Origin of the sequence: Nostoc sp. FACHB-110 (assembly GCF_014697425.1) — a bacterium.
Lineage (GTDB): Bacteria > Cyanobacteriota > Cyanobacteriia > Cyanobacteriales > Nostocaceae > Nostoc_B.
In genome coordinates this window covers 96,517-117,841 of the sequence record NZ_JACJRU010000014.1, presented here as the reverse complement: position 1 = coordinate 117,841, position 21,325 = coordinate 96,517, and the positions used below count along the sequence as shown (strand labels likewise).

Sequence of the window (21,325 nt, the reverse complement as noted above, 5' to 3'; positions counted from 1 at the left end):
TTTTACCTTTTGCCTTCCTACTTTCCCGGTTCTTGGATAAAAAATAGCGGTACAAGGGCGGCGAGGCGCAATAAGCCAGAGAGGGCAAATAAGCCGAGTAAACCTCCCCAAACGGCATATTGGGCGATAAAACTGCCGATAGTTGTGCCTAAAGCACCGCTACCGCCAGCGACAGCCGCCGCGATCGCAAAATAAATTGACTGATTTTTGATAGGTGCGATCGCTAATTGCAAATTGTTATTACACAAGTCTATTGCTGCCCAGGTTACGCCAGCCAAAATATGCAATAGTGGCAACCATAGCCAAATATCCAGTTGACTGGCATTAATTCCTAACCACAAAATTGGTGTTAGTCCCACCAAAATTCCGACAAATAGCAGAATAGGAAGATTGCCTACTCTGTCTGCTAATTTACCCCACCAAATCATCATTAATAAGTTTGCGCCAGCTTGCAGACTGCCATAAAGCGTCACCCAACTAACATCTATCCCTAGAGTGTCCAGCATATAAAGGTTAAAAAAGGGCGCGCTTATGTGAACAGCAAACATCCATAAACTGATATAAATCAGCAATATTAAAAAATTGTAGTTTTTCCAAATATTAATATTAGGTAAGGCAACTAATTCATCTGTTGTGTTGTTGATAGATGTAGAAGCTAAAGAATTTTGTAATTGAGGATTGATATCTATTTTGAAATATTGACAGCCAATGCTGATGATGCCAAACACAACCCCAATTAACAGCACTATTCCATAGCCTTGAATATTTCCCCCATACCAATGAGATACAACTAAACCAGCCAAAGGCATACAAATTAAATTAGTTAAGCTAATTGCACTGTTGCGAATCCCGAAATACCTACCGCGTAGTCTTCGGGGTACAATCATCGCTAACCAACTCATCCAAGATGCACAACCTAAACCGCCTAAAAGATGAGTGGCTAAAACAATCAACAGTGTCATCACCACTAAATGTTGAGAATTGATACCACCCCAACTAAAAATAGCAATAGCGATCGCTAAAATTAACCACAATAATCTAGCTGTGCCATATATTCCTAAAGCATAGCGAAAACGGCTAGTAGTACGTTCTGATAAATAAGCCCCCAAAGGCTGAATCAGATTCACTAGCATGGGGATAGAAGATAACAACCCAAACACTACCGGACTCGCATCTAATTCCACGAGGAAATTGCTAAGTAAAATACCACTTGTAGTTATGGCAAAAACTGTTGCTAAAACAGCATCAATTGTAGAGGCGCGTAAACTAGTCCGAATAGCACCCTTGGGAAGTCGAAAAGCGGTTTTGGGCGTAGGAACAAGCGGAGTCGGCGGTGCAACAATCTGGGGTAATTCCAGAGTTTCTAGAGTCAGAGAAGTAGCTGTTTCAACCTGAACAGAATCCATAGTTATATTTGAAGTAACGCACCTCGGCGCAATTTTGGTGACATATTGAGGAAGAGAAACTTCCTCATCAGCTTTAGTAATAATTTTGTGTTATTTTATCTTGGTTATTCTCAACAAAAATTCAGATTTATTAAACATCTGTCCTTAGCTACAGACGCTATAAGAGAAGTGAAAGCTATTGTCATCTATCTGTGAAAATAATCAATTTGGGGAAATTTTGGGGTATAGTGATCGCAATTGCGATCGCTATTATTGGCTGTCACAGTTTACCTTTACAAAAAGCTAACGCAGCCACCATTAAACTTAGTGGTTGGGCAGGTTCTCAAGTTGAACAACAACTATTAACAAAAGTTCTCCAAGACTTTGAAGCCCAACATCCCAACATCAAAGTTAAATATGAAGTCATCTCTGACCAATATATGGACGTAATCAAAACTCGTTTGGTTGGAGATGCTGCTCCTGATGTATTTTATCTGGATGCGCTGGAAGCACCGTTTTTGATGAGTCAAAATGTTTTGGAACCTTTAGATAATTACATTCAGCCAGAATTTAACATAGAGGACTTTGAAGTTACCCTATTAGATAGTTTTAAGTACCAAAACCATATTTATGGGCTTCCTAAAGATTATTCTACATTAGCTCTTTTTTATAACACACAATCTTTTGTAGCGGCAGGTTTAAATACGCCCCCAAGTACTTGGTCAGAGTTGCGTTTTTACTCCCAAAAACTAACAAGCAAGCTCAACAAATATGGCTTTGGCGAAATACTAGAATTGCCCCGTCAAGCATATAAAATTCAAGCCTTTGGCGGAAGAATTATTGATGAGAACGGTTACGCTACTTTTGCCAGCGAAAGTAGTTTGCCAGGTTTACAATTAGTCATCGACCAGTATCAAAAAGATAAATCCTCTGCCCAAAAATCGGATGTTGGGACAAACTCAGGTAGCGAAATGTTTGGACAGGGTAAAGTCGCAATGGTGATTGAAGGTAACTGGGCAATTCCTTATCTGCAAGAAACCTTTCCCCAACTGCAATTTGCCACAGCCGAATTACCTACAATTAACAATCAAAAAGGCACAATGGTATTTACTGTAGCCTATGTAATGAACAAGCAATCTCAGCATAAAGCTGAAGCTTGGGAGTTGATTTCTTACCTGACTGGTAAAGCCGGAATGCAAAAATGGACAGCCACAGGATTTGCGCTACCAACCAGAAAATCGGTAGCGCAAAAATTAGGTTATGACAAAGATATTCTGCGAAAACCATTGCTTGCAGGAGTTAGTTATGCAACACCGTGGCAAGTTGGTAAATATCCCGCAGCAATTGTAAATAATTTTGATAATCAGTTTGTCAGTGCTTTTTTAGGACAACAAACATTAAATCAGGCAATGATCAGGGCGCAAAATGCAGCGAATCAGCAAATTAAAGTGATGGAATAACTCTGTTAAAATAATAGGCGATCGCTTGTTTATTCTGGTGTTGAGTAAGATAGCGATCGCACTTTCTAAATTTTACCTCAAATAACTATTTCTAGCTTTGAGATGTTCTTGCTTCAGACTAACTAAATAGTCACTAAATCTTGAGCTTTAATGAAGGTCTGAATTTCAGTCTTTCTGGCTGCGGCATATTTTGATGCAGCCTCCAGTAAATCATCAATATTTTCTTTACTGGCATTATCCATTGCTTCATTAATTCGTTTTTTTGTATATTTATTTACTTGGTCATCGTGATCAAGCAATTTTTTATTTTCAAATCTTTCATTTAAATCAAATTGCAACCTTAAGTAACCGTTGGGATTAAACGCCTGAATAATTGCCTCACACGCAGCAGTCGCAATTTGAATTTGTCCTCCCATAAATACATCAGTAATATGTTCTGCCCAGGTCAGTTTACCCCAATTGAGAATTCCTGCGTATTCAAAAGGTTCAGTAGTTCTGCCAGTGCCAATCGAAAGGATAGAGATATCTTCAAGGTGAAATTCTTTATTTTTAATTTCCTCTTTTTTCACAGACAAAACATGACATAGTGCCGCCATTGCTGGACAATTTGCACTCACACCTCCATCAACGTGAGGAAATGACCACTCAAAATTGTCTAATTCTGGGTCTTTCCATCTAAATTCATAAGGATGAAAAAATGTAGGTGCTGATGCAGAACTAGCACAAATTTCCCAGAGTTTCATATCGTTGAACCAACGTTTTTTCTCATAGCAACCACTTTGAAAAAAGGTGGTATTGCGATGTAGCATGTCATAAGCTAATATTAATAGCTCTGGTTTTGGTGTTTTTTCATGCAGTTCTCGAAGCGTAGTTTCTTTGAACTGATCTTTTAAAACTCGAATGAGTCCATCATTAGAATATTTCGGGCCAAAGAGCCAGCTGGTGATTTGTTGGGGGATATTTTGCTTAAAGATTGTTTCTCCTTTGTTTTGATAAATACCAATCATCTCTTCAATTGATTTACCCATCACTAAACCAGCAGCCAAAATTGACCCAGTAGATGTTCCGGCTATTAAATCAAAGTATTGGTTTAAAGGTTTACCAAGCTGTGATTCAACTTCTTGCAGAATTTTTGCAGTTACAACTCCTCTAATTCCACCACCATCTAAAGCTAAAATCTTATATTTTCCCGATGACATATGCAAATCCACCTGAATTAATTGTGTAAATATTCTCCTAACACAACAAAAAACAGATATTTCACTCTCACATCTTGCGGTAATAAAGATGATGAAATTAGAAAAAATCCTTCATGAAAATAATATTGAAATTATTTGATGTGTTAGGAGTTAACCTTCAAGTGAATACTTTAAGACAGTACATTTGCTGGACGTTTCAGTATATTTACTGAAAAAATGGTTAAGTTTAAATGATTTTTATCAAAAAATTTTAATATTATCAATTATCAAGATAGTGTCAGCGTGCGTTACGCTATCGATAACGCACTACTGTCAAGAGTTTGAGAATTACATAATACCAAATTCAGGCGATCGCCCTACTCAATTTCCCACTCTACTCTCAAGGTTTCCAGCTTTGGATTTTTGACACTCAATCTCTTACACTCATCCAAAAATTCTTTTACCTGTTCTTGAGTCAAACTCAAACCACCATCTTGAAGATTATGAATATAAGTAATCACATCGGAAGTTGTCAAATATGAACTTATCTCTTCCAACAAAATAGCATTATTGACTTCTCGACAAACTAACTCAATATCCGATGAAGTAAATCTAATACTTTTCTCAGCTAACATTTCAAAATTAACCGACTGTTCCAAATTAATTTGTGATAAATAATGCTGAAATATTTCGGCTCTTTCTGCTTGATTAGGCGGAAAAATTGGTACTTTCCAGTCTAATCTGCCCGAACGTTTTAAAGCATTATCAATGCCACTCAAATAATTAGTCGCAGCAATCACAATCACATCACTATTTTTAATATTGTTCAGTTCAATCAATAATTGATTAATAGTGGCTCTTTGGTCAGTATGGGAATTATCATCATTCCGGTTGAAACCAATACTATCTAATTCATCAATAAATAATACCGAAGGAGCTTTTTTCTTAGCTTGGACAAAAATATCACGAATATTTTTCTGGCTTTGACCTATCCAGACACTGACAATATCAGCCGGGGAAAATTTAAAGAAATATCGACCAGATTCATGAGCAAACGCATTGGCTAGTAATGTTTTACCACAACCAGGTAATCCATAAAACAAAATCCCCCCAATCGCGCCTTTATGCCCTTTAGATTGTAATTTCAGCAGTTTATTTAATTTTTCTTTTTCTTCGTTAAGACCTTTAACTTGGCTAAAGTCCAGTTTGACTTGCTTGCTAACTGGGGTGATTTGTTTTGTAACTTGTCTTTTAACTCTATATTCAAAAGTCGGATAATCAATGGTGTCAAAGGCAACAGGTACTAATTGATGTTTTTCATAATCTGGTGTCATCACTATAGTTTTAAAGTTTGCACCATAATATTCTGAAAGTTTATGCTCTAAAATCTCTTTAGTTTTTTTGAGTTGATAGTAGTTGCGAGCAATTTCAAATCCCGGTACAACTAACCAAATACTTTCTAAGGTATTGGGCCATACTTGAGATTTTCGCAAAATTCTCTTAATCATATCAAAAAACAGATTGCTGTCAGAAAACTCTTGATATTTGAGAGTTTCGATTTCCACAACAATTTTATTTTTAATATATACTTCTACTTTTTCAGTTTGATATTCTTCATATTCAGATTCTTCCTCATCGCTATTATCTTCATCTTGAGAAGTTAATTCAACTTCACAGCCAATGTGCGATAATTCATATCCCAGACTTTCTAAGGTTTTGATAGCAAAATATTTCAGATAGATATATTCAATGCTTTCTTGTTGCCACTTCAAATGATAAAGATGTTTAGGATTCATCTTCAGTAATAATTGCGATTCGGCTTGAATTTGCGCTTTTTGCAGTTCTAAAAAATAATTGAGCAGAGAAACATCATCTTCATCAGTTTGATAATAAGGTAGTTCTAATAACAAACGGAAGTGAGCCAATATCTCTTCTTTTTGTGTAATAGCAGCTTCCTGAGAATATTTACATCTGAGGGTAAAAGTAAAAGGAATTTTACTAGCAACTGTATCGACTAAATGTCCTAAGCTATCTTCTTTTTGTTGGGCTTGAATTTCTAATAAGGATGGACAATGAAATAAAATGAACGATTGCGTCGAATTATATTTATTTAAAGATAAAGATATAGATTCAAATTGCTCGTCAAATTTTTCTGAATCTAATAATTCTAAACCAGTGTCACCTAAAATCACACTTGTCATAGTTGAACGATAAAAGTGAAATATGTTAGCACCCTTAATTGAGTTTTCTTTTTCATTTTCACAATCATCATCCGAATCAATAATTTTAGTGGAAAATTGGCGCACAGAAGAACTGGCCACTTCAGTTAATCCTTGATATTGAAACTTTCTAATCAGTTCGTAATTAAAAATTTTGACAACAATATCAGAAAAAAAATCGACATCTTGGGGGATGAGAAAAATTCCCATCGGTTGATTTGAATCTAAACAAGCTTGAAAGCGTTCATATTCTTGATCGGAGCCAAAGTCAAATAGATAATAAAAGAAATCATGTTTAACTTGAATTACTTGTTTTAGTTTTTGATTTACTGATTCAGAATTCACTAATTCCTCAGCTAGTTCTACACCTTTAAGTGAAATGTCGATTTTGGTGTCTAAGGGAATATATAAATCAAAAGTAGGGTCAGCACACAAACCTAAGTTATCAAGATTTGCATTAAACTCATCAATAAACGCTTGACTTCTGCGTTGATAACCAAACTGTTCCATAATAGTTTTAACCCGCAGACTTTTTCTGGCTTTACCAGTTCTTTGGAGTTCATTTTTAATAGAACTTAAGTAGGCGGTATACGACATTTTGTATCCTCAAAGAAACCAAACTTATATTTCCCTAAATTAAATCTAGAGTTAACTTACACAAGTAAGCGATACCATAAATAATCATGCACCACCTATCGCTTCAACTAGGCAGGTATTAGGCGGAGGTTAAGTTGTGTTGCAAATCAGCAGGCGGCAAAACAGTCCTAGGTGGAATTTGACAGAAAATCTGGCTGGATATCTGTTTCTTGCGCCGACTATTTTGGTTTTGGGTACTTTTGTCGTCTTACCAATTCTTGATGCAGTCTTTCTGTCATTCCACAAAGTACAACTGCTTGGGGGAATTGAGTATGAGTTTATCGGTTTTCGCAATTTTGGCCGTTTAGTAGAAGATGAACGGGTGTGGATAGCTTTGAAAAATACGGCAGAATACGTTGCTATTGTCGTACCTTCGCAAACTATTTTGGCGTTAGTTATGGCGGTAACTTTGAATTCGGGAATTCGCGGCAAAAACTTGTGGCGTATCCTCTACTTTTTACCCACGGTGACATCTTCGGCGGTGCTGACGCTGATTTTTATGTGGATTTATAACACGGATGGGTTACTGAATGATGTTTTGGCTTTTTTAGGCTTACCTACTTATAACTGGTTGGGTGATCCGGCGGTAGCACTTAAAGGCATCATGATGATGAATATCTGGTCAACTGCGCCGTTTTATATGGTGATTTATCTAGCAGCGTTGCAGGATATTCCACAAAAATTGTATGAGGCGGCAGAACTAGATGGGGCCAATGCTTGGCAGCAGTTTATTCACATTACAATTCCGTTGTTAAAGCCTGTAACTTTTTTTGTTGTCGCTATTGGCATCATTGGGACTTTTCAATTATTTGACCAGTCTTATATTTTTTCTGCTGGGACTGGCGGGCCGAATAATGCGACTTTGACTTTGGTGTTGCTGATTTACCAAGCTGTATTTCGCAATTTACAGATGGGTTATGCTGCTGCGATCGCATTTTTACTAGCATTAGTCATCATCACCATAACTATAATCCAACGGCGTTTATTTGGAGGCGAAAAAATTTGAATACAATTTCTCGCACTCCTTGGTTGAAAGTATTGTTATACGTGGTGTTGACGCTGTATGCAGTTATTACCGTAGTTCCCTTTGTTTGGGCATTGTCAGCATCATTTAAACCACTATCAGAAATCGTTAACGGTGGCAGTGACTTTATCCCCAAAAATTTTACCTTAGATAATTACAAGCAAATATTTGTACAAGAACCACTATTTTGGCGTTGGCTGTTCAACAGTGTATTTATCGCCGTCAGCGTGACCATATTAAACCTGATATTTAACTCAATGGCGGGATATGCCTTGGCAAGACTGCGCTTTGTGGGCAAAAACTTCTGGTTCTTTTTGATTTTGGCAGTGTTGGCAGTACCAGCGCAAATTACCTTGATTCCGACATTTTTGATTTTAAAGGCGATCGGTTGGCTAAATTCTTATCAAGGTATGATTGTGCCTGGGATGGTAAATGCCACTTTTATCTTTATGATGCGGCAGTTTTTTGTGAATTTTCCCAAAGAACTAGAAGAAGCCGCGCAATTAGATGGCTTAAATACCTGGGGCATTTTTAGATATATTGTTATACCTTTAGCCAAACCCGCACTAGCCGCCCAGGCTGTTTTTGTCTTTATGGGTAGCTGGAATAATTTCTTATTGCCTGTAGTTATCTTATTTGACCCCGAAATGTTCACCTTACCTTTAGGCTTAAACACATTTAAAGGTCTATACATCAGCTATTGGAACTACATCATGGCAGCATCGATGGTATTTACCCTGCCTGCTTTAGGTATATATGCTTTCTTCAATCGCTATTTTATCCAAAGTGCCACCTTTACAGGCGGTAAAGGGTAGTCATTTGTCAATAGTCATTAGTCATTTGTAACTCCCCCACTCGTTCAAAATAGCAAGCCGACAAAAATGCTCAAGAAAAATTTCATACTTCATACTTCACACTTCATACTTCATACTTCACACTTCATACTTCATACTTCACACTTCTTCCCACCCCCTACTCCAAATTTTGGGCAACAAATTGCACACCTAACGTGATATTGGTATTACAGCGACTCAATCTCTATTTGTCAGTTAACAAAACATTATGGATTTTGCATATCTACCGAGCGCAGAGATAGCAACAGACTACAGTATGACTGTAGAGAAAGTGTTTTCTTTGTGTAACCAATGGGAAATTGCCTATAAATGCCAAAAGGCTAATTGGGCGTTAGACAATGCAAAAGCAATTATGGCGCAAAGGTCGCCTGAAATTTACCATCAAGGCACTAGCAACTCGGTTAATGATACCAGAGTCACCTTATGGGCGATTTCAGGCTTGAGCGAATCTTTAATAACATATAACCACCGTTAGCGGCACAGAGATTGAGCATCGCATGATTTAGCTGTGTTGAGCGTCAAAATTTTTAAGGGGAAACAATGTTTAGAAGATTAATTGGCGTTGTTGTGGTTACTGTGATACTGACATTTCAGTTGATGGTTGCTAGCGCTACAGCTGTGGAACTAGACAAAGCTACCAGAACAGTGCCATTAAATGACAAGGGTGAAAATATCACACTGAGCCTCAAACAAGTTAAAGAAGGCAAACGTTTATTTCAGTACGCTTGCGCGCAATGTCATGTTGGTGGCGTTACCAAAACCAACCAAAACGTAGGTCTGGAACCAGAAGCATTAGCACTGGCTACACCAAACCGGAATAACATTGAAGGTTTGGTAGATTACATAAAAAATCCCACTACTTATGATGGGGAAGAGGAAATCTCTGAATTACACCCCAGCCTCAAGAGTGCAGATATTTTCACAGCAATGCGTAATCTCACTGAAGATGATTTAGTCTCTATAGCTGGTCACATTCTCCTACAACCCAAAGTTGTAGGCAGCAAATGGGGCGGCGGCAAAATCTATTACTAAAATTCAGGCTGATTACTGAGTTATGGGGAATTGGGTACTGGGAAGAAAAAAGTCTGAAGTCAGAAGCATGAAGTATGAAATTTCAATTGTGACATCCTTCAACCTTAAGACTTCGCTCTTAATACTTCACAGTACCTAATTCCCAGTTTTTAATAATTTTTTAGTAGTTGGGATTGATTGTTGAGTTTGCTTTGGACTTGAAAATCAAGGGAATGTAAAAAACGTTACTATTCCATCCTGCCATCAGCCAAAAATTTTTAGTGCTAGGCAGTCTAGTAATTATTGCTGATGGGTAAGTTTTTGCATATTGGTTGAATGCCAGATTATTAAAAAAAATTGGATCTACGACATATTGTCATACTTTGGCGTTGATTTTATTTAAAATGAAATAGGGAAATCAAAACTATCTGTTAGGAGAAAGCCATGAAATTGATTGCGGCCAGTCTGCGACGCTTGAGCCTAGCTGTATTGACAATTATTTTAGTTGTAAGCAGCTTTGCTATTTTTACACCTTCAGCGTCTGCTGAAACCCATATCATCAAGTTGGGTAGCGATAAAGGAATGCTGGCATTTGAACCCAAGAAGTTAACAGTGAAGCCCGGCGATACAATTGAATGGGTCAACAACAAAGTTCCTCCCCATAACGTTGTGTTTGATGCGGCTCTCAACCCTGCCAAAAGTGGAGATTTAGCGAAATCTTTGTCTCACAAAAGCTTGCTTATGAGTCCTGGTCAAAAAGAAACCACCACTATCCCCGCTGATGCACCTGCTGGTGATTACACCTTCTATTGTGAACCTCACCGTGGTGCTGGTATGGTTGGCCACATCATTGTTGAAGGCTAAAAATAGCACTGTAGAAACTAGTTAGTTTTCTAGGCTCTTCAGTCAGATTCACAAACTAACAAATGCCATAACCTGGCGCATACAAAAAATTAACTAATAGCGGTGACGAGTTTTATTTCCGCCCAGAATGCTCAACAGTGCATAAGCAATGTCAGAGATAGACTCGTCACCGCTAATTTTATGCAAATTTACAACAGAGCCAGCGAAAAGTTGAGCTAGTTCTTTGAGCAGACAACACTGTTGTTGGTTTTGCCGACTTGTAGCAACAGTGTTTTTGCTCCCATCTTTTGCCTTGTCTGAATTACAATATTTGATTTTTGAAAAAATTGGTATATCCTACAATACCTGATTTACTGCTGCTTGTTTCCTCACTCCACAAGTATTTTCAGCAATCAAACCAGATTCCTATATAAAATGTTTAGTGGAGAATTTTGTTTAATCGCTGGAGCCTGTTTGCGAGGAGAATGATTTGAGAATACTTTTATTAATCTTATTTCTGGCGATCGCTCTCTTTAATTTAAAATTTACTGATGTCGCACTAGCGGCTGAGGCATCCAACGGTGCTAAAATCTTCAGTGACAACTGTTCTTCATGCCATATCGGTGGCGGTAATATCTTAATCCCTGAGAAAACTTTACACAAAGAAGCTCTGTCCAAATATCTTGCAGATTATAATACCGACTCCATTCAAGCAATTATTCATCAGGTGCAGAATGGCAAAAATGCTATGCCATCTTTCAAAAATAAGTTAACTCCCGAAGAAATTGTGGATGTTGCTGGATATGTTTTTCAAAAATCAGAACAGGGTTGGTAGTAAACTCATTGAATGAGCTTGCGATCGCAACCTTGATTGCTAGGATATAACGATGAACAGCAACACAAATATATGGTGGATATATGGCTTACTGTCGGCTGGTTTTGCCGCTTTAACCACCATATTTGGCAAAATCGGTGTAGAAAATGTAAATTCTAATTTAGCAACAGCTATCCGCACAGTTGTAATTTTGGTAGTTGCTTGGGGAATTGTCTTTTTTCAAGGTAACGCTGCTAAAGTTTTAGAAATTTCTCCCAAGACTATGTTGTTTTTAATATTATCTGGCATAGCAACTGGTTTGTCTTGGATTTTTTATTTTAGAGCCTTACAAACAGGAAAAGCATCATTAGTTGCACCTATAGATAAATTTAGTTTGGTATTAGTTTTGTTATTTTCTGTCATATTTCTTGGCGAACCTGTAAATTGGAAAGTTGTATTAGGCAATTTATTAGTAGTTTTAGGTACTTTAGTTATAATATTTTGATATTTAAGTGGCTTCGATATTGCACTTCTCGGCTTCAATTTAGTTCTAAAACACATCTCACTGCCAAAAGCATACTGCCTTATTCAAATCTCACTGTGTCTTGCTATTTAGCCACCCTTGCTCACTGGCTTCACAGCCTGTAGTATGAACTTATCTAGGGTCAAATTCAACAACAAACAGCATGGATGCCACCCACAAAGCCCAGGTCATCGCTAACGAGAAAAAACTCCTAAAAGCGATGAAAACCAATAACGTGGAACTTTTAGATCAACTGCTGCACGATGAGCTTCTGTTTAACGGGCCTAGTGGCGAAACGGCAACTAAAGCGATGGATATAAAAAATTACCGTTCGGGAAACATCAACCTGCATACAGTTGAATCAAGCGATCTAATGCTAAACATGATCGCAGACGACGTTGTTGTTGCTGTCACGGTAGAGATCAAAGGAAACTATTTAGGGCAAGAAATTGATGGCAAATTCCGCTATCTCAGGGTTTGGAAGCTATTTGAAAACAACTGGAAAGTGATTGCAGGAAGCGTGGTTACGTTAAGCACCGACAACTGAAGACTGGCATACCACTCATCACACTTGATTTTCATTTTCATCCGTAAATCCTAACGATATAACTGCCAAACCCCACAAACGCTTGTATATAGGCAGTTTCACAAGTATTGAAAATTTTTTGTTGACAAATCCGATATATCGCAATATATTGAATACAGCGATAACGATATATCGTGATATTTCAACAAACACAAGGAATTACATATGTTTAGACAATTTCATCCACATTTTCCGATACCAGCCCATGCAGAAGAAGGATTTGCCCATCATTCCATGAGTGGACGTGGACGACATGGACATGGAAAATTAGGTTCATCAGGTGGTGGCTGGGGAGACGAACCGCCTCGTCACCGTCGTGGCGACATTAAATTTATGCTGCTTGGGCTTTTATCAGAGCGTCCTCAGCATGGTTACGAATTGATTAAAGAGCTAGAAACCCGTCATGGAGGCTTTCGCCGCCTTAGTCCTGGTTCTGTTTATCCAACACTTCAAATGTTGGAAGAAGGCGGTTATTTAACTAGTGAGCAAGTCGAAGGTAAGCGTGTCTACACAATTACAGATAGTGGTAGACAATTACTGGGCGAACGCCACCCGCAGGCTGATTCCCACAACGCTCACGACAGGTTGGCAGACAACAAGCCTTCGGAATTGATTGATTTGCGGCGCGCTTTAACCGAGTTAAATGATGTTGTTGCACAGGTGGCTCGTAGTGGCAATTTAGAACAAGCAAATCGAATACGCGATTTACTTGTTCAGGCAAAGCGTGAGATTTATAAATTTCTGTCCGAGCAATAAGTAGTTTGATGATGGAAATTATTTGCGTAGTCAGGGAGTAGGGAGTAGGGAATAGTAGTAGGAAAGAGTAAGTTTGGACGTTCAAAAATCAAATATGAGTCCTATATTAGCTATCTTTATTACCTACTATCCGTCGGGTTTTATGCCAAATTAAACCAACCGCAATTAACCCTAAGCCAAATTGCCAGATAGCAGACTCTACCCAAAAAGCCAGAAATAAACAAGATAACAGACCAAACCAGCCTACCCATAAGGGATATAGCCTTTCGGATGAACTGAGTTTGAGGGAAGCTAAGTTAGTAATTGCGTAATAAATTAAAACGCTAAAAGCACTAAACGACCAAGTAGTTTTGACGTTACCTAACAATACTAAAATTGCGATCGCAATTCCCACCACAACTACAGCCCAGTATGGCGAATTTTGTTCACGGTTTAATCTGGCTAAAAATCGCGGCGCATCTCCACGACGACCCATTGCGAGTAACACGCGAGATAAGCCTAACACTAAGTTTAATAGTACACCTAACATAGCAGTCATCGCGCCGATAGCTAAAACCAAAGCGGCACTTGAACCTGCTAAACTCCGCGCTACTACTTCTAGTGGTGCGGCTTTTGCTTGTCCTGTAGCATCAGTTAAAAAATCTACGCCTACAGCCCCAATACCAACAGTTGCGACAACTATATATAACAGCATTGTCAGCAACAAACAAATAATCATCGCTTTAGGAATTGTATCTCTAGGCGATCGCGCTTCTTCTCCCATTGTGGCAATACGGCCGTAACCAGTGTAAGCCACAAACATCAGCGCGCTAGTATGAAGTACTGCCCCTGGAGAACTAGTAAAAAATGGCGTGAGATTTGCTATACCCGTAGTTGCAGCACGGGGTAAACAAATCAAAATAAATAAACCTAAAGATAATAAAGTTACTGAAACAATTACAGTATTAGCTAAATTAGACCGTCGAATTCCACTTAACACAATCACGGTCATTACTACCACAGCTAATACTGCCACAGGTATAACCCAATTGCTACTCCAACCTAAAATATTCAGAAAATACCCAGCAAAACCTAAAGCAGCAGTAGCAGCCGAAGCAGTTTTCGCTACTAAAAACATCCAACCAGCAGTGAAACCAAAAGCCGGAGTTAGATATTTATAACCATATTCATAAGTACCACCACTCACAGCATGATTAGCTGCTAACTGGGCGCTGTTTAAACCATTACAAGTCGCCACAATTGCCCCTATGACCACTGCCAGAATTACCGCCGGGCCAGCTATTCCCGCAGCGATACCAATACTCACAAATACACCCGTTCCCACAATTGAACCGAGTCCCATCAGGGTTGCACCAAAAACCCCTAACTCGCGTTTGAGTTGGGGCGGTGAATTGCTAACGGACATCTTGCGGCTCTCCTGATTTAGATTGATAGAAAGGATATCACTACATCAAGGTTGGTCGATAGTAGCGGCGATACAAAATAAAAAGCTCAATTTACAAATTCAAAATGAGGCTTAAATCTAAAACAAACCCTGGTAAAACATCTTCGCCCGAAAGTTGGGGTGGTTGGTCAACCGAAAAGTTCAGCGTTTCCACCGCAACACCAGGGCGGTAAATTTCGACTAAGGGTGTGATAGGGTCAATCAACCAACCTAAACGCGCACCATTATCTTTATACTCCTGCATTTTGGCCCGCAGTGTTTTAAGCGAATCAGTTTGAGAGCGCAACTCAATTACAAAATCGGGACACAGTGGTGGGAAGCGTCGCCGTTGGTCAGTGGTGAGTGCATCCCAGCGTTCTTGTTTTATCCAAGAAACATCTGGCGAACGATAAGCACCATTTGGTAAGCGAAATTCTGTAGAAGAGTCAAATACTTTGCCTAGCTTGGTTTGACGATTCCATAAGTTTACTTCGGTTGTGAGTTCCGAATTTTGGATGCCGCTTTCGCCGCCAGTTGGGGGCATAATTATCAGTTCTCCTTCGGCGGTAAGTTCGATGCGCCACTCATCATTGGCTATACACAGTTGATAAAACTGCTCGTCTGTCAAACCTACGGCAGGTGGTATGTTGAGGATAAGAGTTTCCATAGGTATTTTGCCAAGAAGATTAATTTTATTATGAGCGATCGCTTGCTTAGTTCCTCTCACAGCCTTTTAAGGCCTAACCTCCACTGCTATTAAAAGTAACAATGGTAACGCTAGTAGTCATTATTAACACTCTCATTTCCCTCATGTTGTTATTCATTGCTTGGCAAATTTGGCAGATTAAGCAGCGAATAGCATTGATCACAGACAGGTTGAATTTTTATGAACAATGTAGCTATGCTTTTTTATCTCAAGCACCGATAAATCTGGAAATTAGTCAAAGAAATATCAATAACCTCCGTCAGGGTAATCAATCTCTACAATTAAAAATCCAACAAGTGCAGCAAATTGTTAGTCTCCTATTGTTAGCAAACCGCTATTTCCCTAGACGTAATTCTGCCTTTTTGAGAAAGACAGCAACCAAAGCTACCAAAAGTAGTGGCAACATTCCACGATAAGAAATTGTCACAATAAATTAACTGAAGAACCATTATTCTAGTTATTCAAGAGAGAAAACCCACCTAAAATAGGTGTAAGGAGAGAAACAGTCAAAATGTCTAATAACCGTTCTGGAGTCTTTTTCGGCGGTTTGATGCTGGGAGCTACTATTGGGGCTTTAACTGGGCTGCTGATTGCTCCTCGTACAGGGCGCGAAACGCGTAAACTTCTGAAGAAATCTGCTGATGCTATCCCAGAATTAGCAGAAGATTTATCAACGAGTGTACAAATTCAGGCAGACCGTCTGTCTAACAATGCACTTAAAAACTGGGATGAAACGTTAGATAGACTCAAAGAAGCGATCGCAGCTGGTATAGATGCAACTCAGCGCGAAAGTCAAGTCTTAAAACGAGAAGCAGATCCAGAAGACTCAGATCCGCTTCCTCAGCCTTTGGAACGTTCATAAACAGCATAACCGTGATTGATCCCCTGTTTTGGTTGGGACTATCCCTACTTTTAGTTGCCGCCAGTTTGACGGCTGTGTTAGTGGCGGCTATACCCGCTTTGCAAGAGGTAGCACGCGCCGCCCGCAGTGCCGAAAAGTTTTTTGACACTCTCTCACGCGAACTACCACCAACTTTAAATTCCATCCGTACGACAGGCATTGAAATCACTGACTTAACCAACGATGTAAGTGAAGGTGTCAAAAGTGCTGGGCAAGTCGTTAAACAAGTTGACCAAGGCATTGATGGTGCAAAAAAGCAAGCACAAAATCTGCAAGTAGGAACTCGCAGCATTTTTGTGGGGATGAAAACCGCTTGGAAAACTTTTACACGTACCAAATCTAGCAAGCGAAACGTCGAACGTTTACCCAGTGCCGAAAAACAACTAACATTGCGAGAACGGGAAACTTTAAGACAAGAAAATCGCCGCCTCAAGGCAGAAGCTTATCGCTCTAACGATAGTTATGATGAGGATGAGTTTTCTTAACATTAGAGAATGGGAACGACGACAAAATCTCAGTCGTTCCCTGATGGTGTGTTGTTATTAACAGCTTAATAAAGTGTTTAGTTTTCTGGTTAAATTCTTAAAAAGTATTCATAAATATTTTGAGACTGGGTGTAGGGGATAAAGAAATTGCCAGATCGCACCAGATATATTATCAAACAGAATACATACGTCAGTCGCCAGAATTGGGAATTTCATGGGAACGCGAAGCGCGAGTCTTCAAGCGTCTTGATTCTGTCTCCTGGCTTTTGCAGCCTTCTTCAAATAACTTAAACAGTCTCAACAGTACCAAGAGTTAAAAATTTAACCACTGGTATAAAACTTAATTTACACATATAGCTATAGCCAGATACGCTAGAACATAAATTCCTCATAAAATCCATACAAAAAAGACCTTCCAGCCTATTCTTGGTTACTGCTAGAAAGGTGCAAACAAATGGTTAATAACACACAACTCGTCTACGAGCCAAAACCGCAAGCAGCAAGCAATCTGCAAGAAAAAGAGAAGCTAGTTAGTTTCATGCAGAATCGCCGTGCTGTCAAACGGTTAATGAGACGGCAGTCTGCCGCCGATCGCCTGTTTAAAGCTATCATGATTTTCTCTATCTTGAGTGTCAACTTATTTGGCATAGGTGCATTGGGCTGCTGGGGATTAGAGATCATTGAGGCGACAACCAAACCGATAGTTATCAGCCAAGAGCAAAAGTGGCAAGAACGCAAACATATCTGTTTAGGTTGGATGTTTTTTAGTTTGGCCAGCTTTTTTGGCAGTGCTTCTTTGGGGAAGAAATCTGAACAATTCCAGAATAAATAGCCAGACACAAGCCCAAAGATAATTTTTTACAAGATACAGGGGTAAATACCATTGGTTCAACAACCAGAAGCCCAAAAAAATTCTTCGATGCAAGCAATTAAGCGTGTCTTAGAAAGCTTGCGTAATTATCGATGGACTTCATTAGGAGCATTATTCAGCCTTTTATTATTAACAGCTGCTAATGCGCTGACACCCCAACTCTTCCGTTGGGGAATCGATCAAGGCATTACTAAACAAGATTTACGCATAATTCTTTATAGTGCAGCCTGGATGGTAGTTGCCGCGATCGCGCGCGGTGTGTTTAACTTTGGTCAAAGCTACTTGGCAGAAGCGGCTTCGCAAGGTGTCGCCTATGACTTGCGAAACAAAATTTTTAGCAAAATCCAAAATCTCAGTTTTAGCTATCACGACCAGTCACAAACATCCCAACTGCTGACTCGTGTTACCAGCGACATCGAACAAATCCGCACCTTTATCGGTACTAGTTTAATTCAGGTGATTGGTGCGCTCGTTTCTTTGGTAAGTGTGGCAATAATTTTGCTGGTGATGAATTGGCGACTAGCCATAATTACCTTAACAGTAGTCCCAATCACCGCCTTATTGATGGCATTATTTGTTACTCGTAATAGCCGACTATTCGGACAGATACAAGAACAACTCAGCAATCTTAACTCCGTATTGCAAGAAAATCTCTTTGGGATCAGGGTAGTTAAAGCTTTTGTGCGCGAGTCGGCCGAAAAGTCGCGTTACACGACTCTCAACAATGCCCTAGTCACGGCTAATATGACGACGATTCGCGCCATCCGCAACACATTTCCCTTCATATTTTTGCTGAGTAATGTGGTGACTCTGGCGGTTTTTGGTTATGGCGGTGCGCTAGTGATTGATAACAGATTCTCAATAGGGGAACTGGTAGCTTTTAATTCTTATTTGGCGTTAATTTTACAACCTATTTTATTAATTGGCTTTGCTGCCCCGGCGATCGCTCAAGCCACGGCTTCGGCGGGACGGGTTTATGAAATAGTCGATGCAGCCATCGAAATCCGCGATCGCCCAGATGCCGTTGATTTTGATACCTGCGGCGGTAGAATTACCTTTGAAAACGTTTCTTTTCGCTATCCTGGGGCAACCACCGAAGCTCTCAAGAATGTTTCGTTTGAAACTAAACCCAGAGAACTCATAGCAGTTTTAGGGATGACGGGTTCTGGCAAAAGTACCATTATGAACTTGATCCCCCGCTTTTATGATGTGACCGAAGGCGCAGTGCGGATTGATGGGCGAGATGTGCGGGATTTTACCTTCAAAAGTCTCCGATCGCATATCGGGATCGTATTTCAAGAAACTACCTTGTTCTCAGGCACTATCCGCGAAAATATTGCCTACGCTAAACCAAATGCCAGTTTAGAAGCAGTAATCGAAGTAGCGAAAACTGCCCAAATGCATGATTTTATCAGTAGCTTGCCGGATGGCTACGAAACGATAGTTGGGGAACGGGGCGTTGGCTTATCTGGGGGACAAAAGCAACGTATAGCGATCGCTCGTACCTTATTAACCGATTACAGTATTCTGATTTTGGATGACAGTACCTCTGCGGTAGATGCAAAAACCGCTTCCCAAATCCAAGCTGAACTAGATGATTTAATCCGTCAAAAAGCTTGTGTCACTTTTGTTGTAGCTCAACGCATCAGTACCGTCAAAAATGCCGATCGCATTTTTCTAATTGATAAAGGCAGACTAGTTGCTCAAGGAACCCATGAAGAATTAATGCAAACCAGCCCACTCTATGGTGCGATTTTGGAATCTCAAGTTAAACGCAAGGAGAACAAATGACAGCTACAGGCGCGATGATGGCATCCGAATCGCAAAAAACACACAAAAAATCTACCATACAGCGATTTTTACAATACTTTCGACCCTACCGCAAAGAAATTCCCATAGCCTTGACATTAGTTATCATTGGTGCATCTACCCAGGCGATCGGGCCGTTCTTACTGGGCTGGTCAATTGACAATTTAATTGCCAAGGGAGATTGGCAGGGTTTGTTGCTGCTATTAGCGTTATTAGGTTTAATCTACGCAATCGGAATTTGGGCAATTCGTGGGCAAATTGTCCGCGTCGGCTGGATAATGCAGCGATTGTTGGCGCAACTGCGGCAAGATATTTTCAACAAACTTCAAAGTCTACCACTCAGTTTTTTTGACCGCAGTGAAGCAGGCGATTTAATGAGCCGCCTATTGAATGATGTCAACACTGTAAATCAGGCATTTGGACAAACTATCGCCCAAATGCTAGGTAACATTTTTAGTTTGGTGGGCATTGTTATCGCTATGCTCTCCATCAACTTGCAACTTGGCTTATTGAGTAACCTAGTTGTACCGTTAATGATTTTGACTACAAGCTTGTTTGCTCGCTGGGCTAGAGCCAGATTCCGTGTCACTCGCCAAACCATCGGTGAACTGTCTGCCAAGTTAGAAGAAGATATTGGCAGTGTGCGCGAAGCCCAAGCATTTAACCGCGTCAATCTCAACATTGCCGAATTCGACATCCTCAACGCCGCAAATCGTGATGCGAACGTTCAAGCTGTAGCGATTACCTCAGCATTTTTGCCTTCAATTGATTTTCTCAACACCTTAGCCACCGCCGGGGTTTTGGCTTATGGTGGCTATCTGGCTGTCACCGGAGCCGCAACAGTAGGTGTAGTCACATCCTTTTTGCTTTACGTCCAGCAGTTCTTCCGCCCGATTCAAATTCTCAGCCAGTTTTACACCCAAGCGCAGTCAGCCTTTGCCGGGTTAGAGCGAATTTTCTTGCTATTGGATGAACCATCCCAACTCAACGACGCGCCCGATGCTGTAGAAATGCGAGCCATACAAGGCGAGGTCACATTCGAGAATGTCAAATTTGGCTATAACCCAGGGCAACTTGTTCTTAAGGGTGTGAATTTACATGCATACCCTGGGCAGATGATTGCATTAGTAGGGGGAACTGGTTCCGGTAAAACGACAATCATCAACATGATTTTGCGGTTTTATGATGTGACTGGTGGAGCAGTCAAAATTGATGGCATTGATGTAAGAAGCGTAACGCAAGCAAGTTTGCGCCGTCAGATTGGCATTGTCTTGCAAGACAATATTTTGTTTAGCGGTACTGTAGCCGAAAATATTGCCTTTGGTCGTCCTCAAGCTACTCAAGCAGAGATTGAAGCCGCAGCCCAACTAGCAAATGTGCATGACTTCATCACCTCACTGCCCCAAGGTTACACAACTCAACTAGGCGAACGGGGCGCGCCTCTGAGCCAAGGACAACGACAATTAATTAGTATCGCCCGTGCAGTATTGATTGATCCGCGCATTCTGATTCTTGATGAAGCAACTAGCAGTATAGATACGCGTACAGAAGAACTAGTACAAATTGCGATCGCCCGTTTATTACGAGGTCGTACCAGCTTTGTCATTGCCCACCGCCTTAGTACCGTTACCCAAGCTTCCCAAGTTTTGGTAATTCAGCAAGGGCAAATTGTCGAACAAGGTACTCATCAAGAACTAATTGCACGGCAAGGTGTCTACGCTAACCTTTATGCTCTGCAATTAGGCACAGCAACAGTCAATTAAAGTATAGAAGCTTACGCCTAAATCCTCTTTAACTCCGTGTCCTCTGCGTCCTCTGTGGTTCGATAATTAAATAAACCG

Annotated in this window: 21 protein-coding genes; 16 read left to right on the top strand and 5 right to left on the bottom strand. The window is 40.0% G+C overall.

Annotated features, from left to right (window positions below; genetic code table 11):
• Positions 1-17 precede the first annotated feature (17 nt).
• Entirely contained in the window at positions 18-1,406 is a 1,389-nt protein-coding gene (locus H6G69_RS15510) for an MFS transporter (protein ID WP_190688538.1), read from the bottom strand.
• A gap of 191 nt (positions 1,407-1,597) precedes the next feature.
• Here H6G69_RS15510 and H6G69_RS15505 point away from each other — a divergent pair, with 191 nt between their 5' ends.
• Positions 1,598-2,845, top strand: coding sequence for an ABC transporter substrate-binding protein (locus H6G69_RS15505; protein WP_313951071.1), 1,248 nt, complete (start codon positions 1,598-1,600; stop codon positions 2,843-2,845).
• 122 nt (positions 2,846-2,967) lie between these two features.
• On the opposite strand, the gene H6G69_RS15500 is transcribed toward H6G69_RS15505, so the two are convergent.
• Both H6G69_RS15500 and H6G69_RS15495 read right to left on the bottom strand, forming a co-directional pair.
• Positions 2,968-4,044 carry a patatin-like phospholipase family protein gene (locus H6G69_RS15500; RefSeq protein ID WP_190688535.1) on the bottom strand — a complete coding sequence of 359 codons (1,077 nt, stop codon included), beginning with the start codon at positions 4,042-4,044 and terminating at the stop codon, positions 2,968-2,970.
• A gap of 356 nt (positions 4,045-4,400) precedes the next feature.
• Positions 4,401-6,839 (bottom strand): 26S protease regulatory subunit, encoded by a 2,439-nt coding sequence (locus H6G69_RS15495; RefSeq protein WP_190688532.1) that lies wholly within the window; start codon positions 6,837-6,839, stop codon positions 4,401-4,403.
• A 136-nt stretch (positions 6,840-6,975) separates the two neighbouring features.
• Between H6G69_RS15495 and H6G69_RS15490 the strand changes: the two genes are divergently transcribed.
• From H6G69_RS15490 to H6G69_RS15450, 9 genes are all read left to right on the top strand, one after another.
• The gene (locus H6G69_RS15490; RefSeq protein WP_190688529.1) at positions 6,976-7,884 is read left to right on the top strand and encodes an ABC transporter permease subunit; all 909 of its coding nucleotides are present in this window, start codon (positions 6,976-6,978) and stop codon (positions 7,882-7,884) included.
• Entirely contained in the window at positions 7,881-8,717 is an 837-nt protein-coding gene (locus tag H6G69_RS15485; protein ID WP_190688526.1) for a carbohydrate ABC transporter permease, read from the top strand. Before H6G69_RS15490 ends, H6G69_RS15485 begins: the two co-directional genes overlap by 4 nt.
• Before the next feature lie 247 nt (positions 8,718-8,964).
• On the top strand, positions 8,965-9,231 hold the full coding sequence (locus H6G69_RS15480) for a hypothetical protein (protein ID WP_190688523.1): 267 nt from the start codon (positions 8,965-8,967) through the stop codon (positions 9,229-9,231).
• Between the two features lie 65 nt (positions 9,232-9,296).
• Positions 9,297-9,788, top strand: a complete 492-nt coding sequence (psbV, locus tag H6G69_RS15475; protein ID WP_190688521.1) for a photosystem II cytochrome c-550 — start codon at positions 9,297-9,299, stop codon at positions 9,786-9,788.
• Positions 9,789-10,211: 423 nt separating this feature from the next.
• Positions 10,212-10,631: a plastocyanin gene (gene petE, locus H6G69_RS15470; protein ID WP_190688518.1), complete on the top strand. Its 420-nt coding sequence runs from the start codon at positions 10,212-10,214 to the stop codon at positions 10,629-10,631.
• 469 nt (positions 10,632-11,100) lie between these two features.
• The gene (petJ, locus tag H6G69_RS15465; RefSeq protein ID WP_190688515.1) at positions 11,101-11,445 is read left to right on the top strand and encodes a cytochrome c6 PetJ; all 345 of its coding nucleotides are present in this window, start codon (positions 11,101-11,103) and stop codon (positions 11,443-11,445) included.
• A 52-nt stretch (positions 11,446-11,497) separates the two neighbouring features.
• Positions 11,498-11,929 (top strand): EamA family transporter, encoded by a 432-nt coding sequence (locus tag H6G69_RS15460; protein ID WP_190688512.1) that lies wholly within the window; start codon positions 11,498-11,500, stop codon positions 11,927-11,929.
• Positions 11,930-12,110: 181 nt separating this feature from the next.
• Complete coding sequence (locus H6G69_RS15455) at positions 12,111-12,494, top strand: nuclear transport factor 2 family protein (protein WP_190688509.1); 384 nt, start codon at positions 12,111-12,113, stop codon at positions 12,492-12,494.
• Positions 12,495-12,698: 204 nt separating this feature from the next.
• The gene (locus H6G69_RS15450; RefSeq protein ID WP_190688506.1) at positions 12,699-13,289 is read left to right on the top strand and encodes a PadR family transcriptional regulator; all 591 of its coding nucleotides are present in this window, start codon (positions 12,699-12,701) and stop codon (positions 13,287-13,289) included.
• A gap of 106 nt (positions 13,290-13,395) precedes the next feature.
• Here H6G69_RS15450 and H6G69_RS15445 read toward each other — a convergent pair whose 3' ends face one another.
• Both H6G69_RS15445 and H6G69_RS15440 read right to left on the bottom strand, forming a co-directional pair.
• Positions 13,396-14,694: an APC family permease gene (locus H6G69_RS15445; protein ID WP_190688503.1), complete on the bottom strand. Its 1,299-nt coding sequence runs from the start codon at positions 14,692-14,694 to the stop codon at positions 13,396-13,398.
• A gap of 91 nt (positions 14,695-14,785) precedes the next feature.
• A complete protein-coding gene (locus H6G69_RS15440) occupies positions 14,786-15,379 on the bottom strand; it encodes a Uma2 family endonuclease (RefSeq protein ID WP_190688626.1) in 594 nt (197 codons plus the stop codon).
• Positions 15,380-15,480: 101 nt separating this feature from the next.
• Between H6G69_RS15440 and H6G69_RS15435 the strand changes: the two genes are divergently transcribed.
• The 6 genes from H6G69_RS15435 (at position 15,481) to H6G69_RS15410 (ending at position 21,247) form a co-directional block, all read left to right on the top strand.
• Positions 15,481-15,834: a hypothetical protein gene (locus tag H6G69_RS15435; protein ID WP_190688500.1), complete on the top strand. Its 354-nt coding sequence runs from the start codon at positions 15,481-15,483 to the stop codon at positions 15,832-15,834.
• Positions 15,835-15,929: 95 nt separating this feature from the next.
• Positions 15,930-16,280: a YtxH domain-containing protein gene (locus H6G69_RS15430; RefSeq protein ID WP_190688497.1), complete on the top strand. Its 351-nt coding sequence runs from the start codon at positions 15,930-15,932 to the stop codon at positions 16,278-16,280.
• Positions 16,281-16,291: 11 nt separating this feature from the next.
• Positions 16,292-16,804, top strand: coding sequence for a hypothetical protein (locus tag H6G69_RS15425; RefSeq protein ID WP_190688493.1), 513 nt, complete (start codon positions 16,292-16,294; stop codon positions 16,802-16,804).
• A gap of 454 nt (positions 16,805-17,258) precedes the next feature.
• A complete protein-coding gene (locus tag H6G69_RS15420; RefSeq protein ID WP_190688491.1) occupies positions 17,259-17,636 on the top strand; it encodes a hypothetical protein in 378 nt (125 codons plus the stop codon).
• A gap of 87 nt (positions 17,637-17,723) precedes the next feature.
• Positions 17,724-19,466 (top strand): ABC transporter ATP-binding protein, encoded by a 1,743-nt coding sequence (locus H6G69_RS15415; protein WP_190688623.1) that lies wholly within the window; start codon positions 17,724-17,726, stop codon positions 19,464-19,466.
• The gene (locus H6G69_RS15410; protein WP_190688489.1) at positions 19,463-21,247 is read left to right on the top strand and encodes an ABC transporter ATP-binding protein; all 1,785 of its coding nucleotides are present in this window, start codon (positions 19,463-19,465) and stop codon (positions 21,245-21,247) included. The genes H6G69_RS15415 and H6G69_RS15410 overlap by 4 nt, the downstream gene beginning before the upstream one ends.
• Positions 21,248-21,325 lie beyond the last annotated feature (78 nt).